The 22,275-nt window shown below is 34.3% G+C and carries 19 protein-coding genes and 1 pseudogene; 8 read left to right on the top strand and 12 right to left on the bottom strand.

Annotated features, from left to right (window positions below; translation table 11 throughout):
* Nucleotides 1–22: 22 nt before the first annotated feature.
* On the top strand, nucleotides 23–688 hold the full coding sequence (locus tag ACIQ2L_RS06580) for a uracil-DNA glycosylase (RefSeq protein ID WP_396157351.1): 666 nt from the start codon (nucleotides 23–25) through the stop codon (nucleotides 686–688).
* 2 nt (nucleotides 689–690) lie between these two features.
* On the opposite strand, the gene ACIQ2L_RS06575 is transcribed toward ACIQ2L_RS06580, so the two are convergent.
* The 8 genes from ACIQ2L_RS06575 to ACIQ2L_RS06540 all read right to left on the bottom strand — a co-directional run bounded on the left by ACIQ2L_RS06575 (nucleotide 691) and on the right by ACIQ2L_RS06540 (nucleotide 6,096).
* Nucleotides 691–1,269, bottom strand: a complete 579-nt coding sequence (locus tag ACIQ2L_RS06575) for a hypothetical protein (RefSeq protein WP_396157350.1) — start codon at nucleotides 1,267–1,269, stop codon at nucleotides 691–693.
* A gap of 11 nt (nucleotides 1,270–1,280) precedes the next feature.
* Nucleotides 1,281–1,856 (bottom strand): hypothetical protein, encoded by a 576-nt coding sequence (locus ACIQ2L_RS06570; RefSeq protein ID WP_396157349.1) that lies wholly within the window; start codon nucleotides 1,854–1,856, stop codon nucleotides 1,281–1,283.
* A gap of 89 nt (nucleotides 1,857–1,945) precedes the next feature.
* Nucleotides 1,946–2,878, bottom strand: a complete 933-nt coding sequence (locus ACIQ2L_RS06565) for a transglutaminase (protein ID WP_396157348.1) — start codon at nucleotides 2,876–2,878, stop codon at nucleotides 1,946–1,948.
* A 17-nt stretch (nucleotides 2,879–2,895) separates the two neighbouring features.
* The gene (locus tag ACIQ2L_RS06560) at nucleotides 2,896–3,747 is read right to left on the bottom strand and encodes a substrate-binding domain-containing protein (protein WP_396157347.1); all 852 of its coding nucleotides are present in this window, start codon (nucleotides 3,745–3,747) and stop codon (nucleotides 2,896–2,898) included.
* Nucleotides 3,748–3,837: 90 nt separating this feature from the next.
* Nucleotides 3,838–4,374, bottom strand: a complete 537-nt coding sequence (locus tag ACIQ2L_RS06555) for a GNAT family N-acetyltransferase (protein ID WP_396157346.1) — start codon at nucleotides 4,372–4,374, stop codon at nucleotides 3,838–3,840.
* Nucleotides 4,371–4,817: a DinB family protein gene (locus ACIQ2L_RS06550; protein ID WP_396157345.1), complete on the bottom strand. Its 447-nt coding sequence runs from the start codon at nucleotides 4,815–4,817 to the stop codon at nucleotides 4,371–4,373. The genes ACIQ2L_RS06555 and ACIQ2L_RS06550 overlap by 4 nt, the downstream gene beginning before the upstream one ends.
* A gap of 11 nt (nucleotides 4,818–4,828) precedes the next feature.
* On the bottom strand, nucleotides 4,829–5,695 hold the full coding sequence (locus ACIQ2L_RS06545) for a nucleoside phosphorylase (RefSeq protein WP_396157344.1): 867 nt from the start codon (nucleotides 5,693–5,695) through the stop codon (nucleotides 4,829–4,831).
* Nucleotides 5,696–5,763: 68 nt separating this feature from the next.
* A complete protein-coding gene (locus ACIQ2L_RS06540) occupies nucleotides 5,764–6,096 on the bottom strand; it encodes a translation initiation factor (protein ID WP_396157343.1) in 333 nt (110 codons plus the stop codon).
* A 243-nt stretch (nucleotides 6,097–6,339) separates the two neighbouring features.
* Here ACIQ2L_RS06540 and ACIQ2L_RS06535 point away from each other — a divergent pair, with 243 nt between their 5' ends.
* From ACIQ2L_RS06535 to ACIQ2L_RS06510, 6 genes and pseudogenes are all read left to right on the top strand, one after another.
* Nucleotides 6,340–7,353: a fibrobacter succinogenes major paralogous domain-containing protein gene (locus ACIQ2L_RS06535; RefSeq protein ID WP_396157342.1), complete on the top strand. Its 1,014-nt coding sequence runs from the start codon at nucleotides 6,340–6,342 to the stop codon at nucleotides 7,351–7,353.
* A gap of 339 nt (nucleotides 7,354–7,692) precedes the next feature.
* Nucleotides 7,693–9,669: a thiamine pyrophosphate-dependent enzyme gene (locus ACIQ2L_RS06530; protein ID WP_396157341.1), complete on the top strand. Its 1,977-nt coding sequence runs from the start codon at nucleotides 7,693–7,695 to the stop codon at nucleotides 9,667–9,669.
* Nucleotides 9,670–9,852: 183 nt separating this feature from the next.
* The gene (locus ACIQ2L_RS06525) at nucleotides 9,853–11,493 is read left to right on the top strand and encodes an RHS repeat domain-containing protein (protein ID WP_396157340.1); all 1,641 of its coding nucleotides are present in this window, start codon (nucleotides 9,853–9,855) and stop codon (nucleotides 11,491–11,493) included.
* Between the two features lie 4 nt (nucleotides 11,494–11,497).
* On the top strand, nucleotides 11,498–11,950 hold the full coding sequence (locus tag ACIQ2L_RS06520; RefSeq protein ID WP_396157339.1) for a hypothetical protein: 453 nt from the start codon (nucleotides 11,498–11,500) through the stop codon (nucleotides 11,948–11,950).
* 173 nt (nucleotides 11,951–12,123) lie between these two features.
* Nucleotides 12,124–12,249 (top strand): annotated as a pseudogene (locus tag ACIQ2L_RS06515) (transposase); the annotation flags it as partial.
* A gap of 335 nt (nucleotides 12,250–12,584) precedes the next feature.
* Nucleotides 12,585–14,285: an RHS repeat domain-containing protein gene (locus tag ACIQ2L_RS06510; RefSeq protein WP_396157338.1), complete on the top strand. Its 1,701-nt coding sequence runs from the start codon at nucleotides 12,585–12,587 to the stop codon at nucleotides 14,283–14,285.
* Between the two features lie 216 nt (nucleotides 14,286–14,501).
* Here the strand turns inward: ACIQ2L_RS06510 and ACIQ2L_RS06505 are convergent, their stop codons facing one another.
* Nucleotides 14,502–14,996, bottom strand: a complete 495-nt coding sequence (locus ACIQ2L_RS06505; RefSeq protein ID WP_396157337.1) for a hypothetical protein — start codon at nucleotides 14,994–14,996, stop codon at nucleotides 14,502–14,504.
* Between the two features lie 321 nt (nucleotides 14,997–15,317).
* On the opposite strand from ACIQ2L_RS06505, the gene ACIQ2L_RS06500 reads away from it, so the two are divergent.
* Nucleotides 15,318–15,839 (top strand): transposase, encoded by a 522-nt coding sequence (locus ACIQ2L_RS06500; protein WP_396157477.1) that lies wholly within the window; start codon nucleotides 15,318–15,320, stop codon nucleotides 15,837–15,839.
* A gap of 222 nt (nucleotides 15,840–16,061) precedes the next feature.
* Here ACIQ2L_RS06500 and ACIQ2L_RS06495 read toward each other — a convergent pair whose 3' ends face one another.
* From ACIQ2L_RS06495 to ACIQ2L_RS06485, 3 genes are all read right to left on the bottom strand, one after another.
* On the bottom strand, nucleotides 16,062–20,642 hold the full coding sequence (locus ACIQ2L_RS06495) for a reprolysin-like metallopeptidase (RefSeq protein WP_396157336.1): 4,581 nt from the start codon (nucleotides 20,640–20,642) through the stop codon (nucleotides 16,062–16,064).
* A gap of 120 nt (nucleotides 20,643–20,762) precedes the next feature.
* Nucleotides 20,763–21,791 (bottom strand): hypothetical protein, encoded by a 1,029-nt coding sequence (locus ACIQ2L_RS06490; protein ID WP_396157335.1) that lies wholly within the window; start codon nucleotides 21,789–21,791, stop codon nucleotides 20,763–20,765.
* A gap of 72 nt (nucleotides 21,792–21,863) precedes the next feature.
* Nucleotides 21,864–22,235 (bottom strand): DUF2809 domain-containing protein, encoded by a 372-nt coding sequence (locus tag ACIQ2L_RS06485; RefSeq protein ID WP_396157334.1) that lies wholly within the window; start codon nucleotides 22,233–22,235, stop codon nucleotides 21,864–21,866.
* Between the last annotated feature and the right edge of the window lie 40 nt (nucleotides 22,236–22,275).

The raw sequence follows: 22,275 nt of genomic DNA, 5'->3' as shown, positions 1-22,275 counted from the left end.
ATTTTTGATAAAATTTTATGAGATGTTTACCCAAATTCATTCTTCTTGGAAAAAGGTGCTTTCAAATGAGTTTGTAAAACCTTATTTTGAAAAGTTGCACTCTTTTGTTTTGAATGAATACGCAACAAATAGATGTTACCCACATGAAAACGAAATCTTTGCAGCCTTTAATCATTGCCCGTTTGATAATGTAAAAGTGGTGATCATCGGACAAGATCCGTATCATGGTTTGGGGCAAGCCAACGGATTGTGTTTTTCTGTAAATGACGGCATTGCTTTTCCACCTTCATTAATTAATATTTTTAAAGAAATTCAGAGCGATTTAGAGTTGCCCATCCCATTATCGGGTAATTTGGAACGTTGGGCTGATCAAGGCGTTTTATTGCTCAATGCTACGTTAACTGTTAGAGAAAGTCAAGCGGGTAGCCATCAAAATAAAGGTTGGGAAACGTTTACAGATTCCGTTATTCAGATAATATCAGAGGAAAATGAGGGTATAGTATTTCTTCTTTGGGGTGGATTTGCAAAAAAGAAAGGAGCAAAAATTAATAGAAACAAGCATTATATTTTAGAAACTGGACATCCATCACCATTAAGTGCTAATCGCGGTTTGTGGTTTGGAAACAAACATTTTAGTAAAACGAATGAGTACTTAAAAAGTTTCGGAAAAAAAGAAATTAACTGGTAAATTTAGTTTACAGTAAAATTATAATAGCCACTTGGGTTAAGACCTGTTATCGTTGAATTAATGTTTAAAATCAATCGTGTAGCTGGACTCAAAGAACGCAATTCAACAGAGTTTACAGAATCACTATTATAACCAAAACTCATACGATACGTTCCTGTTGATAATAATGGAAACCCAACACGGTATTCATAGAGACCTGACACCGTGTTATATTGACAGGTAGCATATACATAAGAACCATTTTGAGCATTTCCTTTTACTATGTCTAACTGACTGTCATTTACAGTTACTACTTCCCATTCTGTAGCATTTATTTGTTTCTCTATAACATAGGAAAATACAAATTCATTTGCTCCTGTTGTTTGATAGATATCTATCAGTGCACCATCATTCAAAATTCTTGGAAACTGAGATGAAACATATAACTTTTGACCAACTGAATACGTTGTAGTTGGAGATTCAATTGTTACTAAATTAGGAACTTCTATAAATACATTATTGTAGAAACCATCATCATTGGTATCGCAATTAGTTACTAAAAATGCAACTAGAATTAAAATTGTATAGTGTACTTTTTTCATCTTTATTTTTATTAAAATCGATATCCTAAATTTAAACCAACTCTTGAAATTACATCTGGACTCTTGTCACGATTGGTAAGGTTTGATCCAAATCCGACAATGAATTCTACGGCAATACTATTTTTAAAATACATTTTGTATCCTAAGCTTCCACCCAAGCCAAAATCAGTATATTTTGATTTTTTGGTAGTATAATAATCGGGTTGCGCCATGCCAGATACCCTAACAATCTCTTTAAAATCGCCTCCGTTATAGGAACCAAAAATCTCTGCAAAATAATAACGCGATTTACTTTTCGATAGTGCGTATCTCAAATAAGGATTAAATTCAAATTTAGGAACATTGTTTCGGTAACCATTATCAAAATCTTCATTAAGCTTGTTGCTATTCGAAAAGTTCACATTAAAACCCGTTGAAAAATCTTTTCCAAAAAAGCGTTCATAACTCAAACTTGCTTTGGTATAAACTAGAGCCGACAAAATATCTACACGGAACTCATTCTTCTTATTTTGAAGAACAGTATTGGTATTTTCCTGAGCGTATAGGGCTATTGGTAGCATGAGGAATAGACAATATAACTTTTTCATTACAGCTTGTTTTATTGGAAACGAATATAGAAATAAATTAGTAATTTGTAATTAGTAATAAGCAATAAGTTTTTAGTAGTTTTTCAACTTTAATCTAAAGTGAGTGCACCTAAAATCTCTTCATTCATAAAAGGACCACCCGGATATTTTGCAGTATAATCTAAGTTGAGCCAAATATTACCTCGCTCATCTATATGATAGTTGATGGGTTTGTTTTTACTTTCATTTGGGAATAACACCTTTTTTATTAAAAAATTAATATGATCAAGATTTTTTTTGGTTCCAATTAATAACTCCGGATAGATGTGCCCTTTGGTATGAATTAATCGGGTAGTGCCACCAATAGATTTTATACAGGCTGCCATAAAAATGGAATGATCGTCGCAATCACCAGAAAGATAGCGAAGCGATTCGGTTGCTTTGGCAATATAATCGTGTCCTTTTGGGTCACTCACATAATTCCATCGGCTATTAATTTCTTTAAAAATAGCAAACGATTGTATAATAGTCCAATTTTCATAATAACCTTTTACATTCTTAAAATGGTTGTTAATTGACATTAAAGCAAAATTTCTAATTTTCGGATTTTGATATTCAACGGCATCTAAAATTTTTGATTTATTTGGAAAAGGCAACAACTTGGTGATTATAATATCTTGAGGGTAGGCCTCGTCATTCATAGTGTATATCATCGAACGATAATCTTCAAAAATACTTTGAAAACCATATTTACCAGATAATGTTCCGAAACCTAAGATTATAAAATAGATAATAACCGAAATCAATGTTACTCTTCTTAAAGCTCTTAAAAGTAACAGAAAGGCAATAAGTATGACAATAAATAATACAATTCTATCTACATAATGCGCCCAATCGAGTGTGATAAAGTTTTGATGTGCAATAATGAAAACAGGAATAGTAAGTAGAATACTTAAGACAAAAATGATAATCATGTCCCATGGACTTTTTATCCTAAATTTCTCTTTAAGTTCTTGATAAGTAAGATTTCCTAATTTTATCATAGTGCCTTTGATAAAAGCTAAATAGCTTTTACTATTTCAGCAAAAGTACCTTTTTTATCTATTATTTTTAGGTCAAATAATTGATTTTGGATATTGTTTAACACTTTTTCATCCATAGGTTTTTGTGACCATTTGGTACGCGACAACCATTCTTGTATATCTTCTAATTTTTGATTGTATTTGGATGCCAAAGTGCGGTCGATACTGGGAATGTCTTTGAATTCGATAGTGGTATTATTTATCGTTTCTAAAATAAGTGCTACAGTTTGTTTACTCGATTCCAGAAACTCATTTCGAACTGCAATTACGAAACACGGCCAAGGTGTTGGGCAATCGGCAATGCGTCTAAATATTCCTTTATCAACCAAAGGTTTGGTCATGAAACGTTCCCACATAAAATAATCGGCAGCACCATTTGTTAAGGCTTCTACAGCACCATCAATGGTATTTACGATTTCAAATTGCAGATTGTCAATAGTCCATTTTTGATTTTGAGCATTAACATAGGCCATCAAATGAGAACCCGAACCATAACGTGAAATCGCCACTTTGGTGTTTTCTAAATCAGGCAATGAATGGTGTTTAGAGTTCGCTGCAACGTGAATTCCCCAAATCAGTGGACTTTCAACATAAACCTGCACAATGGAACAATCATTTCCTGCAACGATATCTTTTACGATTCCTTCAGTTAAAATAACTGCCATGTCGGTTTCACTATCCCGAAGCATTTGACACATTTTACCTGTTCCTTCCGGAATGTCGGTCCATTGCAAATCAATGCCAATCTCCTCAAACTCTCCGTTTTCGATGCACATTTGCCAGGGTAAGTTGAAATGCTCTGGAACTCCAAGTATTCGTATTGTTTTCATGTTTTTAGTTTTTGGATGATAGACTGAGTGATTAGAGATGATAGACTTTTTCTGATTTTTAATTTTGTCTAATATCTCTTTGTCTATTCTCTATTTTCTTTTTGGATTCTCCAGTTGCCACCATTTCCATATCACGCCCTCTTTATCTAAATAATCTTCCATAAAATTCATACCCACTTTTTGTAGAATATGATTGGATGCACCATTTTGAGAATGGGTATAGGCATTCATTTTTTCGATATTCATTTGGTTAAAACCATAGTCTAGCCAAGCAATAGATGCCTCGGTTGCGTAGCCTTTGCCCCAGAATTTTTGATTTAATCGATAGCCATAATCATAGAAATTGGAATTTCCGTTTTCGGTATGATCATCGACAAATTTAATCCCGGTCCAACCAATGAATTCGCCTGTTTCTTTTAGGATTGTTGCAAAACGTCCAATTTTATTTCTTTCATACTGCATTTGAACATATTCAATCGTTTTAATGATTTCGTCAACAGTTTGTGTTGGATTTTGCCATAGGTATTTATGCACTTCTGGATTGTTATCCATAGCAAACATGTCGACGGCATCAGAGAGTTCTAATGGACGGAGTAGAAGTCGGTCGGTTTCTAAAATGAAGTTCATTGTAGATCTATTTGTTTTATATGATGGTAAAAATGATTGAAATAATCTTCAATTACCCATTTTAAATTTGTAATTGTTTGGTTTGGAAGTATGATTTCATATTTCAAACTTTCCTCAGTTTGATTGTGAACCAAATAGACGATATGCTTGTTCAATTCAATTAATAAATGCAATAAATCAAGAATGTCTTTATTCTGATAATCATTGGCTTTAACCAATTCATCTTGATGATATGTCCTAATGGCAAATGGTTTTTCGGTATACTGAATTTCAGTAAACCTTTGCAAATTATTAATGGCGGAATCGATCAAATGACCTAAAATTTCTTTTTTAGACCATTTAGTTTCACTTGGTTTCAGTTCAAAATCTCTAAAAGAATTTGTTGAGGCTAAAACGTCGAGCTTGTTTAAAACCAACATAAATTCATCAATCCGTTGTTCCATTTTCAAAGTAGTTACTCAGCTAATTTCCCTAAAGTATATTGAATTAGGGCATCAACCGCTTTATACGGATCGTCACTAAAAGTTCCGTTGGCACGATTCGCGATAATGGCGTTTAAGGACAAACAGTTGTGACCTAACAATTTTCCTAAACCATAAATAGCCGAAGTCTCCATTTCGAGATTGGCCATTCGAACATCATTAAATTTAAAACTATCCATCTTGCTATTCAATTCAGGGTCTTGAATTTCTAGACGCAACACTCTTCCTTGTGGACCATAGAATCCGCCAGCAGTTCCGGTAATTCCTTTATAAATTTTGTCGCTATCGAATTTGTTTTTTAGGGTTTCTGAACACGCAATGATGTATGGAGTTCCTTTTTTCAAATCCCAATTGGTGTGTTTGATAAAGGCCGCTTCCATGGCTGCCTCGGAAATATCATCAATTAAGTAGGAGCGAAGCATATTGTCTAATCCAAGGCCGTATTCGCCCATTACAAAGCTATCTACCGGAATGTCTTCTTGCAAGGAACCCGAAGTTCCGATTCGGACAATGTTTAGTGAAGTTAACCTTTCTTTTGGCTCGCGAGTTTCTAAATCGATATTGACTAAAGCATCCAATTCGTTCATGGTAATATCAATATTGTCGGGACCAATTCCGGTAGACATTACAGTGATTTTTTTGCCTTTATAGGTTCCGGTTTGGGTTTTAAATTCACGTTTTTGGGCAGAGAATTCGATGCTATCAAAAAATTGCGTTATTTTTTCAACCCGATTCTGATCACCTACAAAAATAATGTCGTGAGCAATATGTTCGGGTTTTAGATTTAAGTGATAGACACTACCATCTGGGTTTAGTATTAATTCGGATGATTTAATCATTTGGTTATTTGTGTATTTGTTAATTTGATTTTTTACTGCTAACTGTCACTGCCAACTGAACAAGAGATTTATCCTCCAACACGTTTTGTTTTAAACCCTTTGTCTTTTAGAAGGTTCATTATTTTATCTCGGTAATCGCCTTGAATGATAATGGAACTATCTTTGAAAGTGCCGCCCACGCTAAGTTTGGTTTTTAGTTCTTTTGCTAGTAGTTTAAAATCGTCATCACTGCCTTCGTAGCCTTCTATGATGGTTATGGCTTTGCCTTTTCGTTTTTCGTATTTGCAAATCATGGGTGCTGATTGAATAAAAAGAACGTGCTCTTGTTCTTCAGCAACTTTAGGTTCGTTAGAAGGTTGATGATCGGGAAACAATTTTTTTAATTGGTCTTGTAAATCCATAAGAGAGTAAAATTACAAAAAACAAATTCCAAATTCCAAAATTATGCAAGGATAAAATTTGGAATATCTTTATCTTAAAATGTGGAGCGGATAATTTATCAATAAAAAGCTTTTCAGTGCTACTAGCCATAAATTCGTAGAAGCCTATCACAACTAGTTTTGATTGCTTCACTTATTTTGCTATGCCTATATTTTGTAACTGCAAGTTTTTATTATATTTGCTTTATAAGAAATTTAACGTTTATGAAAAATTTTATTGCCCTCACATTTTTTTGTGCATTGTTGGTTGCTTGTAATAGTAATGATGATTCCAATGGTGGTGTTATTCAAAATACATTTAAAGTAAAAACATCCTCTGTTACTAATGTAGGTCATCAGTCTGCCAAAGTTTTTGGAACTTTTGGATCTTCGTTCTTAACTTCGGTTTCTGCTTATGGTATATGTTATAGTACTTCGGCAAATCCATCAATTAGTGGTCCACATACTATTGAATCAAATTATGACATAGAAAAAGGAACTTTTTCAAGTGACTTACCACTTTCTCAAAATACAACCTATTATGTTAAAGCTTATGCAACAACTTCTGATGGAACTTTTTATGGCGATGAATTAACATTTACTTCATTGAATCAGTTGTATACAAATGGTGGTGGTGTTATAGATACTGATGGAAATTCGTATTCAAGTATTGTTATCAATGGAAAACAATGGATGAAAGAAAATCTCAATGTTAGTAAGTATAGAAACGGTGATGTTATTCCGCAGGTAACCGATATCGCACAATGGGATGCATTGACTACAGGTGCTTGGTGTTATTATGCTGACGATACTGCAAACGGAACCACGTATGGTAAATTATATAATTGGTATGCCGTTAATGACCCAAGAGGGTTAGCTCCTATAGGTTGGCATATTCCTACCGATTCAGAATGGTCTTCATTAATAACTTTTTTAGGAGGTTACAATGTTGCCGGTCCAAAATTAAAAAATCCTGTACCGTTATGGTCTAATCTAACGCAAGGAGCAACAAACCAATCAGGTTTTAGTGCGCTACCTTCGGGATATAGTTATTTAACGTTAACCTATACTCCAGCGGATCAACCTTTTAAAAGATTAGGAGAAGTTGCCTATTGGTGGAGTGCTACAGCATCAAGTAGCAGTACTGCTTATAGTTATAATATTGATCTTGGCAATTCAGCTACTCGAAGCTCTATTCGAAACAAAACAGGCATATCGGTTCGTTGCATTAAGAATTAATCAGTTGGTATTTTAGAATTTGGAGTTTAAATCTATTTGATTACGCCTAATTCTACTAATCTTTTGTTCAAGAACGCTCCGGCAGTGTTCTCTTTATTTTGTTATTGTCGGATAATGAATTGGGCGAAGAATACGAATGCTATCTTTAACGAATTGTTCACTATAAAATTTATTCATTGTCAGTTGTACATCAGTAACAATTTTAGGGATTTGAGTTTGGGCTACATGGGATAGAAATTGAAAGTATTTAAGAATCTAAACTACATCGATATAATAGTGAAATAAAACATAAACTTGACAACCTATTTTTATATTTTTGCGGGACATAAAAATGTACAGATGAATTTCGATAGAAAAGAATTATCCAATATTCAGTTATTGGATTTATATAAAAAATTACTAAAACCGAGACTTATCGAAGAAAAGATGCTCATCCTTTTGCGTCAAGGAAAAGTATCTAAATGGTTTTCAGGCATTGGTCAGGAAGCGATTTCTGTGGGAATAACAGCTGCTTTAGATAAGGACGAATATATCTTGCCGATGCATCGAAATCTTGGGGTTTTTACAGGGAGAGACATTCCGTTGCACCGGCTATTTTCGCAATGGCAGGGAAAGAAAACCGGTTTTACCAAAGGTAGAGACCGAAGTTTTCACTTTGGCACCCAAGAGTTTAATATCATCGGAATGATCTCACATTTAGGACCACAAATGGGAGTTGCTGATGGAATTGCATTAGCCAATAAACTTAAGAAGAACGGAAAAGTAACCGCAGTTTTTACGGGTGAAGGCGCTACTTCGGAAGGTGATTTTCACGAAGCCTTAAATATTGCTGCAGTATGGGATTTGCCTGTTTTATTTGTAATTGAAAACAATGGTTATGGTTTATCGACTCCAACCAACGAACAATACCGTTGTGAAAATCTGGCTGATAAAGGCGTTGGTTACGGAATGGAAAGCCACATCATTGACGGAAATAATATTTTAGAGGTATTTACAAAAATTGTGGAACTTAAAGCATCCATGATTGAAATCCCTAGACCTGTTTTATTAGAGTTTAAAACCTTTAGAATGCGAGGGCATGAAGAGGCGAGTGGGACCAAATATGTTCCGCAAGAATTGATGGATTTATGGGCAATTAAAGACCCGATTTCAAATTATAAAGAATGGCTACTTCAAGTGAGTGTACTTTCGGAAGAAGAAGATGCTAAGATAACCAAAGCCATTAAGAAAGAAATAGACGAACATTGGGCCATTACCCAAGCAGAACCTGAAGTAGTTGCTAGTTTAGAAGAAGAATTAGGTGATGTTTATAAACCGTATGATTTTGAGGAAGTTACTCCGTCAGATAGAGTAGAGAATATTAGAGTGGTTGATGCTATATCGCATGCGTTACGTCAATCGATGGAGCGACATGACAACCTTGTTATTATGGGTCAAGACATAGCCGAATATGGCGGAGCCTTTAAGATTACCGATGGTTTTGTAGCACAGTTTGGAAAAGAGCGTGTTCGCAATACGCCAATTTGTGAAAGCGCTGTGGTTTCTGCTGGAATGGGATTATCTATCAATGGCTGTAAAGCGGTTGTAGAAATGCAGTTTGCCGATTTTGTTTCTACTGGATTTAATCCGATTGTGAATTTATTAGCCAAACAGTATTATCGTTGGAACGAAAAAGCCGACGTTGTGGTGCGAATGCCTTGCGGTGGTGGCACACAAGCCGGTCCTTTTCACTCACAAACCAATGAAGCGTGGTTTACCAAAACTCCGGGATTGAAAGTGGTGTATCCCGCGTTTCCCTATGATGTCAAAGGATTGCTGAATACGGCAATTAACGACCCAAATCCAGTGATGTTTTTTGAACACAAACAATTGTATCGTTCGGTATATCAAGACGTGCCTTCCGATTATTATACCATTCCGTTTGGAAAAGCGGCATTGTTAAAAGAAGGAACGCAAGTAACCATTATTTCATTTGGCGCTGGTGTGCATTGGGCATTGGAAACATTAAGCAAACACTCCAATATTAGTGCGGATTTATTAGATTTACGAACGCTACAACCGTTAGATACCGAAGCTATTTTTGCATCCGTAAAGAAAACGAATAAAGTAATTATTCTTCAAGAAGATACGCTATTTGGTGGTGTTGCTAGCGATATTTCAGCAATGATTATGGAGCAGTGTTTTGAACATTTAGATGCACCAGTTAGAAGAGTAGGAAGTTTAGAAAGTGCTATTCCGTTTGTAAAAGCTTTAGAAGATCAGTATTTGCCGAAAGAGCGGTTTGATAAAATACTATTGGAATTATTGGAATATTAAATAAAAAAGGAGTTCAATTTGAACTCCTTTTTTATTACAACCCCCACGCTGGTGCGCGAATCCTTTCGCGTACCTTCTAAATAAAAATTAAAAAACCCAGCTCCACAAAGAGTTCCTTAGAAATGCTGCGCAAATGTCTCCTGACTTTGCGGAATTTTTTTAATATATTTAAATAAACCTGCTTTGAGTAATCCCATTACCAATATGTATAACGAACAAATGGATTATGACAAAAACGGCAACATTCAAAGTTTAAAACGCAATGGTGATTTTGATTCTAATTATCTTGGCGTTATAGTAATTGATGATTTAGCGTATACCTATGATAGTAACCTAAAAAATCAGTTGATGAGTGTTACGGATGGTACCAATAACCCAAAAGGGTTTAAAGATTTAAATGTAGGGAATGCTGATTATGAGTATGATGCTAATGGAAATATGATTCGAGACGACAACAAAAATATTAGCACTATTTTTTACAATCATTTAAACTTACCCACCCAAATAAATTTTACAACAGGAGATAAAATTGATTATCTTTATGATGCTACTGGGCAAAAGAAAAGCAAGAAAGTGACACAAGGAGGAATTGAGACTGTAACGGATTATTTAGACGGGTATCAGTATACTAATGAAAAGCTTAGTTTCTTTCCTCATGCTGAGGGTTTTGTAAATGTGAGCATTTGTAGTGAATGTTCTGAAGGGAATCAACAAAAATTTAATTATGTTTATAATTACACCGACCATTTAGGCAATATTCGTGTTAGTTATAGTTTGGATAAAATTGACAACGGTCTTAAAATATTGGAAGAAAACCATTACTATCCTTTTGGTCTGAAGCATACCAAATACAACTCAGGTAACAAAGAATACGTTGAACCCATTATAGGCGAAGCTGTAGATCCTAGTGAGTTTGGTAAAAGAATTGTACAAGTATCGTCATTAAGTAGAATTGATTATAAGTATAAGTACAATGGCAAGGAGTACCAAGACGAGCTGGGGCTTAACTGGTATGACTTCGGGGCGAGGGGACAAATGCCAGATATAGGAAGAATGAATAACATGGATGCTTTGGCAGAGAATTATTACCCTGTATCTCCATATTCATACGCTTTGAATAATCCAAATTATTTTATTGACCCTGACGGCAATTACATCGAGATATATTACGGAGAAGGCAGTAAAGAGCATCAGAGATATGAATATCAAAAAGATAGAGATTATTCTAAAATAGATTCGCCTTTTTTAGCAGATGCATTAAAAGCTTTAGATGCAGTTTATCAAGCATCAAATATAGAAGTTGATGGTGAAACTGTTAATATTATGGATGGAATAATGAATAGTGAGAAAGAGCTGTCTGTTGCTAAATCATGTGAGGATTGTGGCTCTAATTTTGGTTCTGGTAGGGCGTTCAAGGATAGAAATAATAATTCCGCAAGTGCATACAATAACATAGGGACTATTTATTTTGACAATAAGAATGGAGTTTTATTTGATGATGTAAAAGACTCAAAAAGTGATGTTCTGCAACAACAATTAGCAACGGGTAAATTTGCAAAAACAGCCAAGATAAACTCTCCTACATCATTATTTGGGCATGAAATGGGTCACGCTTTTGGCTTTTTTACCGACCCATCTTCTTATTTTAAACGTAAAGAAGATAAATCAAGTCAAAGTAAATCCCCATATTTTAAAAATCAAGAAGAGGCAAAAGCTACCACTTTATCGACGCAGATAAACATTCAATTAAAAGAAAATCCTCGTTTAAACCATAGAGGTGTTAGTGTTCCCACGCAGAACGTATTGTCAAATAAAAGATTATGATATTATGAAAAATAAAATTTTAAATAGCCTTATAATAACATGTTATTGTCTATCCTTCTACTCGTGCGATACAGGAAAAAATATTTCATTATCCAAGGATAAGAATAACGAAGTACTTGTAATAAAGTTTATGGGGTCAATAAGAACTCAACCCTATTCTGTAGATGAGAAAATATTTTGGAGCTATCAAGATGAACATGCAAAATTATCAATCAGTAGTAGTGGGTTTATTAATGATATTAAAACTATAAACGACACTACATCAACATATTTTGAAGATTATAACTATGCTTTTTTGGTAAAAAAAGGAAGTAAAATAGATACTCTTTACAGTGATAACACATTAAAGACATGGATATTAAAAAAAGGTAAAAAGAAAATTTACTTTTACGATAAGGATGGTAAGACCGCTGAAAATTTAAGACACACTTACTCCTTTTTTAAGGACTGTTGGTAAAATAGTTATTTAAAAAACCACCCTAACTGGGTGGTTTTATTTAATATATTAAATTATGGAAAAAACAATTTTAACCCGATAGCGCGGAATTGCATTCCGTGCCCACAACAATTTAAAAAACTACAAATGTCATGTTTGTAGTTTTTTTATTATATTTGAGTAAAGCATTTAGAATGTCAACAAAGTATAAAGCAACCTCAACAGAAGACGCCTATTTCATAAAAATAACAACAGTTGGTTGGGTTGACCTATTTACACGATTAAATCAAAAATACATTATTATAAACGCATTACAGCATCTGCCTGTCGGCAGACAGGTTGTCAAAAAAATAAAGGACCCCGATAGCGCGGATTTGCAATCCGTGCCCACAACAATGTAAAAACTACAAAAGTCATTTTGTAGTTTTTTTGTTAAAGAAAGAAAAACGCAATCTCTAGCCCCGTTGGAAGCAAGCTACCGTGTAGCGCGGACAGCGGGAGGTTACATAATGAGAAAGATAAGAGTGCCGCTCCTAAAAAAATATAACGGAAATATCTCTGACCCGAGCCCAAAGGGCGAACGGAGCGAAGCTAAACCTTTTGGCGTACTAGCACTGATGATGTTAAAAGAAAATACGGTTATCAGTATGACAATTTGAACCGATTAATTAATTCATTTTATCAGAAACCTGATTTAGGTAATGCTGTGACTCATATGTATAACGAACAAATGGATTATGACAAAAACGGCAACATTCAAAGTTTAAAACGCAATGGTGATTTTGATTCTAATTATCTTGGCGTTATAGTGATTGATGATTTAGCGTATACCTATGATAGTAACCTAAAAAATCAGTTGATGAGTGTTACGGATGGTACCAATAACCCAAAAGGGTTTAAAGATTTAAATGCAGGGAATGCTGATTATGAGTATGATGCTAATGGTAATATGATTCGAGACGATAACAAAAACATTAGTACTATTTTTTACAATCATTTAAACTTACCAACCCAAATAAATTTTGGAACAGGAGATAAAATAGAATATCTTTATGATGCATTAGGGCAAAAGAAAAGCAAGAAAGTGACACAAGGAGGAATTGAGACTGTAACGGATTATTTAGACGGGTATCAGTATACTAATGAAAAGCTTAACTTTTTTCCACATGCTGAGGGTTTTGTAAATGTGAGCATTTGTATTGAATGTTCTGAAGGGAATCAACAAAAATTTAATTATGTTTATAATTACACCGACCATTTAGGCAATATTCGTGTTAGTTATAGTTTGGATAAAATTGACAACGGTCTTAAAATATTGGAAGAAAACCATTACTATCCTTTTGGTCTGAAGCATACCAAATACAACTCAGGTAACAAAGAATACGTTGAACCCATTATAGGCGAAGCTGTAGATCCTAGTGAGTTTGGTAAAAGAATTGTACAAGTATCGTCATTAAGTAGAATTGATTATAAGTATAAGTACAACGGTAAAGAGTACCAAGACGAGTTGGGGCTTAACATGTACGACTATGGAGCGAGGAATTATGATCCAGCATTAGGTAGATGGATGAATGTTGACCCGCTCGCGGAAACTTCTAGACGTTTCTCTCCATATACATATTGTTTAAACAATCCTGTTTATTTTATCGACCCTGATGGGATGCAGGCAAATAATGATTGGGTTAATACAGGAGATGGACAATGGAATTGGAGAAGTGATATAACATCAAGAGAACAGGCAATAAATGCTGGTTATAGCGACTATTCAGACGGGGTAACAAATAATGTTCATACAAGTATAAATGGCAGTACTGTTACTATGAAACCAAATGGAAAATGGGTTGATAGTAGTAATGGTATAGAAAAAACAGCTCCAGACCACGCTAATCCTACCGCAATAGCAGAAGCAAAAGTTTCAGGAGAAATAGCGACATCATCTCCCTCACCAGAATATGAGTTTTCAGGAGAAATACTAATGGATATGCTTGGAAATATGGGAGACGCTATGGCTGATGGCAGTAATTATGTAAAAGGAGGAGGTATTGCAATAGCGATTGTAGGAGCATTAACAGGTAATCCTGCTGCTGTTGCATTTGGAGTAGAAGCATATAAAATTGGCGATACTATGGATGACATTGGTACTGGTATGTCAGCAGCACGAGACTTTACTTCTGGAAATGCTGCAAAAGGACTTATAAAAGCAGGTTCAATTGGTGCAGGTAAAGTCTCAGATGGAATTATAGATAAAACAATACCTGTCTCTGACGCAGCACAAAATGCAACCTTTAAAGCAGCAAATGGTTGGTATATTGACAATGTAAAAGATGATGGCTTAAAAGCAACCGACAGAAGATAATCATATATGGATAATTTTTATAATTTTTTGTTAGTTGTAATCTCTATAGGTATTGGTATATATTTTATATATAGTACTTATAAGAAGCCTGCACCCTTTTACAGCACAAATATAAAAGGATATGTGGCTGGTGCGCTTTTTATTATGATGGCGTTACTCAGTCTTTTTGGAAAATTCAGTATTTTGGAAGTATTAAAAGGACTATTTATAAAATAGTTATTCTATTGCTTCTTTCAAAACCTTCAAATCATCCAAGTCTAAATATTTATAAATATAAATATCTTGGTCGGATGATTTTTCTATTTTATTGTAAATGTATTGCGATTTATTTTCAAACTCTTTTTCATTATTAAAATCTTTTAATTTTATAATGGCAATGCTTATAGTGAGTTCACCATTTTTAGGAACAATAGCAACTCTGGGAGGGTCATTATTAGCTCCTACTTTTACTATTTTTTCAGTCTTAATAAAATTATCAATAGCTACATTTAATGATTTTATAGTAAGTTTTTTTTTAAAAATTTGTTCATCGATGACTATAGAACCATCTTGATTAATTGTAGCAAATCTTTTTTGCTCCACACCCTTTATACTTTTAGACCATCTAAAAATTGTAACCTTATATATTGGGTCTTCATTAATAGCTTGAATAGATTTAAAGGAAGTTAATATGATTATACAAGTGAAAAGAAATAGGGATTTAGTTTTCATGGTTAAATTTTATATATTTTCCCAAAGTTAGCAATATAATGGGAATGTTTCAAAGTTAGTGATGAACAAAAATCAATTATTTAACCAATTGTAAATCAATAAATAATTAAAATTTAAAGTAAAAAGGGGAGCTGTATAGTTAGTCTTTTTTTTTGATACTGTCTGCTTTGAGTAATCCCCCGCTCCCGCGCGAATCCTTTCGCGTGGTTCTAAATATAACATAAACTATTTTTTCTATTTTTGAAAAAAATCAAATATGAGTAGAAATTATAAATTCCATAATCAAGAAGGCTTGTACTTTGTAAGCTTTGCGGTTGTGGGCTGGTTGGACCTGCCTGCCGGCAGGCAGGCGTTTTTACTAGAAATGAATATAAAGATTTAGTTGTAGAGAGTTTAGAATTTTGTCAGCTTAAAAAAGGAATGGAAATTCATGCTTGGTGTATAATGACCAATCATGTTCATTTAATTTACAGAAGTATAGAAAATCAAAAACCTGAACTTTTATTAGGAGATTTTAAAAGATTTACAAGCCGAAGTATTATAAAAGCTATACAAGAAAATCAAAGAGAAAGCAGAAAAGAATTTTTGTTAGATTATTTTAAAAAAGAAGCTGCCAAAAGTTCAAACACAACTAATTTTCAATTTTGGAGACACGATAACAAACCAATTGAACTATGGAGTAATAAAGTAATTCAACAAAAAATTGATTATATTCATAATAATCCAGTTGAAGAAGGAATAGTTTTTAGACCAGAAGATTACAAATATAGTAGTGCTTCGGATTATGCAGGAGAAAAGGGATTAATAGATAAAGTCATTGTATTTCAGTATTTTAAATTATAAACCACACGAAAGGATTCGTGCGGTAGCGGGGGGATTATTATTTTAGTTCAGCTAGAAATTATGCGGGTTTAGAGAATGATTTGGAAGTAGTTTTGTTAGATTTGTTTTGAAGTTGATTGTAGGCACGAACTTGTCTTGAAGTTAATTATGGGCACGGATTATAAATCCGCGCTATCTGGGATATTAAACAATAAAAAGGAGTTCAAAATGAACTCCTTTTTATTAAAACACTATTTTCTTTATTTCAATTTCACCCGATTCTAATTCAATATGAAGGAAGAGTGCTTGATTGTTAGCGGAAATAGTACTAATATTCAAAGTTAAATTTTCAACCTTTACATTGGTGTAGAGCGATCTGCCTAAAACATCATATAGCTTAACTTTTTTTATCATTTGATTACTAGAATTTAGGTGAATTTGATTGTTGTTTACATAAGCAATTACTGAATTCTCGTTTGCTGGATTATCTCCAACAGCTAAGGCTTGAGGTTCAAAAATAATTTTAAATCGATTGCTATATTCTCCCGATTCAGAAGTGAAGTCATACGAGCTATTACTCAAATTATGAACTATTTGAAGTGAAGTGTCTTGTAAGTAAACGTTTTGATTGGTTTCAAAAATACCGTCAGTATGATCTATTGCAATGGTGTATTGCCCTGCTGTATCGGTTTTGAATTTCATAGGGAATACATCTGTTGTGTTAAATGTTAATCCTCTAAACTGAATCGAAAATTCTTGATTGTCTAACATGGAATTAAATGCAACGGGACTATCATTAAGGTATTTTGCATCAAAAATTGCATCGTATTCATTAGTAGCATTTGTGATATAACCTATAAGTGATTGGCTAAACAATCCGGATGTGTTGGTCAGGTTCAACCAAATACGGTTTCTTTCAATTTCACTAGTACGGAAGAATTGGTTGGTATTATTTCCTGATCGATGTGAATTTTGAAAGATAACTTTTGGTGTAGTTACGTTTTTTGCTTCAACAAAAAAACCTTGCCCTACTTGAATAAATCCATTTGGAGTTGGGCTAGAAGGTGAAGTTGTCGTAGATCCACCAAGAGTATACGTAGCATAAGCGGTTCCGAATGCAGCGTTTGTTTTTCTCCAAAAATAGAGCGTTCCAGTAATGTTAGATAGATTATCGGTAATAAAATCATTAGCATTAATTGTTGATGGATATGGATTTCCAATCATGTTAAAGCTTTGGCCACTTCCAATATAACTTAGGTTAACTTCGGTTGTGCCATTATTTAAGTTCCCATTAAATTGACCATTCCAAATCGTTGGAGTTGTAGGATGATTATCGGGCATGCGAATTAAATAGCCAGTTCCTATAGTAAATGTTTGATTTAATGGATCTGAAATTATATTAAATAAGTTAGTTGTGGAGTTATAATTATAAAAACGATTGTTTACGGTATTCGGTGAAAATTGTTTTAAGGTTTGACTTCCTGTTACAGGAGATGACCATATAGTATAATCTAATCTTCGCAATGGATTACTATCCCTAAATACGGTTGCATTAGCAGTATTTACTACGTTTTGTTTTTGAACTACATTAGCATTATTTTGGATGCTGAAGCTAGCCGTTGGCGCTACATTGACAATACCATCTATGATAAAATCATTCCCAGAAGAAATAACAACCTGAGAAGTACCAATAATATTTAATGAACAAGCCGCTAAATCTTCCGTCGAAGTATAATTTCCATTGATGGTCACGGCAACATTATCCGCTGGTTTTTCATTACTCCAACTGGTTCCATTCCATGTAGTACTTATTTGTCCGCAAGTGATCGGTACATTTGGTAAAGAACAAATTCGGATACTCCATGAAACAAGAGAACCACCGTCTCCAGGATCAACATCATTAATTCGTAATGTCCAAACTCCTTCAGAATTTTGACCATTTAACGCTGATAAAAGTTGTGTTGGTCTTATGGTACCATTAATAGTTGGATTTATGCCACATACTAATGCAGTTCCTGAATCGTCAAAAGTGGCATTCAGATTGTCGGAGCTTCCGCATTGTCGATTTACTAATTGAATTTCACTACCTGTTGGACTGATTAAAGTTACTATTATATCGGCTGTATAGGTATGCGTAATTTGTGCCGTAACATTAATGTCAGCAATAGTAACATTACTTGCATTAGGTATTGTAATCGTCGAATTTACAGTTGGTGTTCCTGAACCTGAAATTGCCAAAGGGACATTTGTTGACGCAACGTTATTACAAGATTGTTGCCCTGTTGTAAATCTGTAAGGTTCGCTAAAAGTACCAAAACAAGAAGTATTTCTGGATAAAACTCTCCAAAAATAATTGGTTAACTCCGATAATCCAGTTGCCAAATAACTATTTGTGGCTACAGTTGAACTTTGAAAAATTGGTGAGAAATTTTGATTTGTCGAAATTTGAACATCGTATAATGTTGCAGAAGGATCTGTAGCCCAGGTTAAATTTAAATTGGTGGTTTGCGCAAAAGAAAGGTTAACTGGTGAAGTCAAAGCAACATTTGCAAAAGTTGCGTTTAGTAAGTTAAGATAAAGATTTACAGTTCTGGTAGTAGCTCCCGAAGTTCCTGTAACTTCAAGTAAATAAAGACCTGAAGTGGCATTACTTGTGTTGTCAATGTTGAGCGTAACTGAACCACTCGTGCTCAGTGTATTTGGAGTAAAAGTGGCATTTGTTCCCAAAGGATTTCCACTAACAGAAAAAACGGTATTTGAAGAAAAACCTGCTAAGGTTGTGTAGCTTAATGTATATGAAACCCCAGTTCCTTGACAAGCTTCTTTATTTTGACTTCCAGCTAGGCCAGAAAATGCCAATGCAAAGCTTGATGGTGGACTTGTGATACTGAAGTTTGTATTTGAAACATCATAAAAGATATGATTGCTTCCCATAATCATGATCCTATTCGTAGTTCCGGGTGCATTCGGAATTGTTACCAATTCAGCCCCGTCATTTGGAACATTACTAGCTAAAAGAATTGGAAAGCTTGTTCCACCATTGGTCGAAAGAAATATATCTACATTTAAACAATTGATATTATTAGCCGTTGTTCCAGCAACATCCCATGTGATGGTTTGATTAGAACCTGCCACGTAAGATACATTTGTATTGGGACTTGTAACTAAAAAAGGACCAACGCTCGAAACTGTAATTACGTTGTCATCTCTTCCGGTTTGACCGCCATTTGGCGTTCTATTATCTCTAACGGTAAGTGCAAAATTCATGGTTCTTGCCACTGTTGGTACCACTTCCCATGTTGGAGCTAAACTTCCGGCTATCACATTAGCTAAAGGTGGCATGTATCTATCGGGTGAGGTAGAAGGAATAATTGATCTAAAATTTGGACCGTTTACCGCAGTAGCTAATGGTGGTTGTGTGGAAACTTCAATATTAGTTTGTTCCCAGCAATAGGTTAATGAGTCATTATTAGCGTCAGTTGCATTTCCTTTTAAAATAAAAGCTGTTCCACTTGGGATGGTGTAATCGATACCAGCATTTACAATGGGTGCAAAGTTTCCGTTAGGTGTTGTCACAGCACATGTTCCGCCAGTTCCAGAAATAAAACCAACCATTTGTGCTATGCTTACCGCATGAAAATGAGCATCAGAAAAGTTTTGTACGTTAGGAGTACAAATCCCAGCATAAGCCATTATGGTGCTACCACTACCAGGTTCTACAGCAGTAGAATCAGTACGATTACAACTATTGTTTTGTGTATGTGTTGCACCCCATTGATGTCCTAATTCATGAGCTACATAATCGATATCAAAAGCATCACCAACAGGTGCACCTCTTCCTGTAATTCCTCTTGCTTTAGAACCAGTACAAGGTGAATTTAGTTGTGCTAATCCACCACCACCTGTACTAAAGGTGTGTCCAATATCATAATTTGCAGCACCAATATTCGCATCAATTTCTACTTGACTCTGATCGATTAACGTGCCAGAATTTATATTGTCGAAATTATCTGCATCAATAAAAATAACCAAGTCATTATTGGCAACTAAATTCATTCGTAAGGACATATCTTTTTCGAAAACTCCATTTACCCGTGTCATCGTAACAACCATAGCTGATAAAACTGCCGCTTTTTTTTGAGCAAGAGTTCCAGCATTTAAACCAGCGGCATTCACATGAAAAGCAGAATATTCAATAGTACAAGCAATCGCTAATCGATAGGTTCTAAAATTTTGATCGCTTGCTCGTAACGTTTCATTTAATGCTTTTTCATTAATTTTATGATTGTTTTCAACTTCTTCAACTCCACATTTGAACGTTGTTGTATCGGTTATATTTTTCTTGTAATAGACACTATAATTTTGTAAGTCTTTGGTATACGGATCAATTAAATAAGTACCCGATTCATTATTGAAGCACATAAAATGCAACCCAAAAAGAGTCACACTAAAACGAATGGTTTCAGAGGGATTAGTTACATTACTTCCGGAGTAGCTTTTCAGGTCAGGGTACTTATCTGCTAATTCTTTTTCCATTACCGGAGCTTCGTAGATTCTGTATTGAACCAATTCTCCTTCAGGATTAGGAAACGCAATGATTAGATTCGATTGACTATTTTGCGAATCTTTGGGAGCATTGGCTAATAACTGTTTTAATTTAACTAAATCCAGTTTAAAAAGTTTGTTTTCTGTTGGAACTGATTCTCGCTCCATTTTGCTTAACGAACTAACTCTTAATTCTGAAGTGGGATTCCATAAGTTATTTTGTGCGTACGTATTTCCGAAAAGAAATATTAATAATACAAAGAGTAGTTTGTTTTTCATAATAGGTAGGTTGTTTTTTCAAAGATAAAAAAATATTATTTTTTTCCTAATATTCAGTATTTAAAACCATTAAGTAATAGCGATTGTATGAGATTTTATTTGCAAAACGGATTTGAGTTTTTATTTTTGTATATGTCTTTCTAATCGTTCCTGAATTACCTGTAACGGCGTAGCAATCGCATTCACATACTGAAAATTTCCATCGCGTTGGTTGTTTATAGAAAGTTGTATCGGACACGCTTCACTCTGAACGGCATTTACTTTGAATGCGTTTGTCTTTTCATCATACACCACATAAGGCGCACCGGATGAACCAAATCGGAAATATCCTTTGATTAGGTACCGCAATCCTTCAAGGATATAGTTGCCTCCAATTCGCTCCTGAAAAATGGAAAAATGCTCCGTAAAACCTTCTATTTGAGCTTTGTTTAAAAGCTTTCCAATTTCACTGGTAGGCGAACTTTGCAAGCAATAATAGTTTTCTTGATTGTCGTCTAAAAGAGTATAATCTATATGCAAACTTGGCATTGCATCAATAACTTCCTTAGGCGTGTTTATGATTTTGTATAACGCTATATCTTCATTATAAAAAGCTTCTACCAATTCGACTTCTACCAAAAAAGTATGTCGTTGTATGGCAGGTTCGGCAAAATATGTAGTTGGATTGAAATGAGTAGTCAATTCCGAATCATTATAAAACAACTCATTTTTGAACTGAACGACTACATGCGGGTTGCAGATTTTGCGATTCATCAGAGTTATCCAACGGGTATCAAAATTGATTTGCTTGAGCTGGTTACTAATACTTTGATAATCATTCGGATTGGTAATGTTGGCGTATCTTCTTTGATTACTCAATTCTAATGGATAACAACTTTCAAATAGCTGTGCTTGTTCAGCATTCAAGTACGGAAAAATATCGGTAAGATACATCCCGTTATCAATAGATTTAAAAATAGTGGCTTCTACTTTTAAATTATGCGCCACCGAAAGAATAAATCCGTTACCAATATGAAAGGCACAGATGTTGTTTTCAAAATGACGTCTGTGTGGTTCTTCTTTGTTCTGAATTGACATGATTCGGAATAAAGGTGACGTTTGCTCGTTGGTGAGTTCGAGTTGTTTTTGAAGTTTAGGGTTAACTTTCATGATGCTATTAATGTGTGTTGAATGTCAATACAATTCCAAATGTAAGTAAAGAAAGAGATATAAATGATGATTTTAGCCATTACGAGTTATTTTTTCGACAACACCTACGATTGCAATTCCGATACAATAACAGGCAATATCCATCCAGGCAAAAGAGGTTCCGATTGTGATTCGAGCAACGCTATTGTCTTGAAGTCCAAGTATTTCTATAATTCTAAAATATTGAAGCGTTTCTACTCCAAAAGCAAAAAGCAACACAAAACTTGCAGTAGGAACGACCATAGTATTGAAGAACGATTTAATAAAACAATAAATTAGAATAACTACTAAAACATCACCAATATAAGGTCTAACAATGTTATCACGAACATATAGCGCAATTATAATTTCGGTAATTAAAATGAGTAGGGTTAACCCAAAATAGGTTTTATTAAATTTTAGCATTGTTGGTTTTATTACTTGTCAATAGTATGAAAAAAAACAA

The sequence above is a fragment of the Flavobacterium sp. genome, assembly GCF_044369455.1.
In the GTDB taxonomy this organism is placed as follows: Bacteria; Bacteroidota; Bacteroidia; order Flavobacteriales; family Flavobacteriaceae; genus Flavobacterium.
The sequence above is the reverse complement of the archived record's forward strand: the minus strand, read 5'-3'. Positions and strand labels throughout refer to the sequence as shown.

Bases quoted from the DNA above. Each gene is read 5' to 3' on its own strand.
- ACIQ2L_RS06580 (WP_396157351.1), top strand. From the start codon at position 23: ATGTTTACCCAAATTCATTCTTCTTGGAAAAAGGTGCTTTCAAATGAG.
- ACIQ2L_RS06575 (WP_396157350.1), bottom strand. From the start codon at position 1,269: ATGAAAAAAGTACACTATACAATTTTAATTCTAGTTGCATTTTTAGTA.
- ACIQ2L_RS06570 (WP_396157349.1), bottom strand. From the start codon at position 1,856: ATGAAAAAGTTATATTGTCTATTCCTCATGCTACCAATAGCCCTATAC.
- ACIQ2L_RS06565 (WP_396157348.1), bottom strand. From the start codon at position 2,878: ATGATAAAATTAGGAAATCTTACTTATCAAGAACTTAAAGAGAAATTT.
- ACIQ2L_RS06560 (WP_396157347.1), bottom strand. From the start codon at position 3,747: ATGAAAACAATACGAATACTTGGAGTTCCAGAGCATTTCAACTTACCC.
- ACIQ2L_RS06555 (WP_396157346.1), bottom strand. From the start codon at position 4,374: ATGAACTTCATTTTAGAAACCGACCGACTTCTACTCCGTCCATTAGAA.
- ACIQ2L_RS06550 (WP_396157345.1), bottom strand. From the start codon at position 4,817: ATGGAACAACGGATTGATGAATTTATGTTGGTTTTAAACAAGCTCGAC.
- ACIQ2L_RS06545 (WP_396157344.1), bottom strand. From the start codon at position 5,695: ATGATTAAATCATCCGAATTAATACTAAACCCAGATGGTAGTGTCTAT.
- ACIQ2L_RS06540 (WP_396157343.1), bottom strand. From the start codon at position 6,096: ATGGATTTACAAGACCAATTAAAAAAATTGTTTCCCGATCATCAACCT.
- ACIQ2L_RS06535 (WP_396157342.1), top strand. From the start codon at position 6,340: ATGAAAAATTTTATTGCCCTCACATTTTTTTGTGCATTGTTGGTTGCT.
- ACIQ2L_RS06530 (WP_396157341.1), top strand. From the start codon at position 7,693: ATGAATTTCGATAGAAAAGAATTATCCAATATTCAGTTATTGGATTTA.
- ACIQ2L_RS06520 (WP_396157339.1), top strand. From the start codon at position 11,498: ATGAAAAATAAAATTTTAAATAGCCTTATAATAACATGTTATTGTCTA.
- ACIQ2L_RS06505 (WP_396157337.1), bottom strand. From the start codon at position 14,996: ATGAAAACTAAATCCCTATTTCTTTTCACTTGTATAATCATATTAACT.
- ACIQ2L_RS06495 (WP_396157336.1), bottom strand. From the start codon at position 20,642: ATGAAAAACAAACTACTCTTTGTATTATTAATATTTCTTTTCGGAAAT.
- ACIQ2L_RS06490 (WP_396157335.1), bottom strand. From the start codon at position 21,791: ATGAAAGTTAACCCTAAACTTCAAAAACAACTCGAACTCACCAACGAG.
- ACIQ2L_RS06485 (WP_396157334.1), bottom strand. From the start codon at position 22,235: ATGCTAAAATTTAATAAAACCTATTTTGGGTTAACCCTACTCATTTTA.